Genomic DNA, 1,529 nt, shown 5'->3' on the forward strand with positions numbered 1-1,529 from the left:
GGAGTTTTTTTCATTTTTTGCGTAAATTTCGCAACTAATGAGATAAATTGGAAATTCCAATTTTTTTCGTTTTTTTCGTTTTTTTCGCACCAAAGTTAATAAATTGAAAATTCCTAAATTCCTAAATTCCAATTATTCTGTCATTTTGCGTAATTTTCAAAATAAAGTTAATAAATTGGAAGTTCCTAAATTCCAATTAATTCTACACCTTGTAAAAATATTCCAATAAGTTAACTAAATTGTAAATTCCTAAGTTCCTAAATTCCAATAAATTGTACACCTTGGAAATTTATTACAAAAAGTTAATAAAATTGAAAATTCCAAAATTCCAATTAATTGTTCACTTTGGAAAATTATTCCAATTAGTTATGTAAATTGGAAATTACAAAATTCCAAATATTCTATCATTTGTTGAAATTTATATTATAAAATTGCTTAATTGTAAATTCCTAAATTCCAAATAATTATACATTTCCAGATATATATATATTAGGAGCTATTAAATTATTAATTAATAATTAGGAGAAACCAAAACTTTTACGGCTGAAAATTATAAATATACTAAACATATTCGTATATTATAATATATTATATAATTTCCAAATTTTTAGTTTGCAATTAGTAATTTATGCTTCAATTTTTTGCGTTTGCAATGGAGGAAATTGGAAGTTTAGAGAGAAAAGTTTAAATACTAGCAGAAGGCATTTAATTATGTTAGTGAGGACTATCCTTCTTTTTTTTATTATTTTTTTATATATATTAATATTATTACAATCGTAATATCTTAATATTTATATATTTGTATATTATGCTAATTAGTTAATTAGTATATTATATATATTAGCTAATTAGCTAGATAGTAGTTATTAATTATATAATTATTCTTCAGTTCAAAATAGATTCTTTTAGACTTTTTCACCGCTCGTAATCAATTTGTTTCATGCTAGGAATAAAAAGTGGCCTTTTTTAAAAAATTGGAGATAGAAAAATTGGAACCTTCAATTTATGAATGCAGTGTTGGAAAAAATTGGAGGCCTCTTATTGAAAGTCGAGAGATACAAACGTAAAAGTTTAGAGAAAGATTTATATATGAGTTTTTACATATATGATATCAGTGAAAGAGAAATGAAAAAAGAAGTAATAATTGAAGGAGAAACGTACTATATTGAAAGTGAGGATGACCTAGTTAGCATAGTTCATGAGTTAGTCAAAAGAGGGTTTACAGTTAAGGAGATTGCATACGGACTAGGAATCAGTGAGAAAAAGGTCAGGAAATATTTAGAAGACTGTTGGTAAGTTAAGTTTTGTTTTTTTATTTGTAAGTTCTAATTCTCCTTTTTAGAATTTTTATTTTTCTCCTAATTAGCTAAGATTATGCTTAGTTTTTTTCAGTTTTGTGATAGTAATTGTAAAGGTTGAAAAATCAAGGAGGTGAAAAAATAAAGAGATAGAGAAGTAAAAAGATAGAGAAAGATTTATATAGCAGAAGATACATATATGTAAGTGGTGAGTAAAAAGTGAAGTATGAA

Annotated in this window: 1 protein-coding gene; it reads left to right on the top strand. The window is 24.4% G+C overall.

Annotated features, from left to right (window positions below):
* Nucleotides 1–1,005: 1,005 nt before the first annotated feature.
* A complete protein-coding gene (locus ABD823_RS34305) occupies nucleotides 1,006–1,296 on the top strand; it encodes a hypothetical protein (protein ID WP_343799778.1) in 291 nt (96 codons plus the stop codon).
* Nucleotides 1,297–1,529 lie beyond the last annotated feature (233 nt).

Source organism: Planomonospora alba, from assembly GCF_039534085.1.
In the GTDB taxonomy this organism is placed as follows: Bacteria; Actinomycetota; Actinomycetes; order Streptosporangiales; family Streptosporangiaceae; genus Planomonospora_B; species Planomonospora_B alba.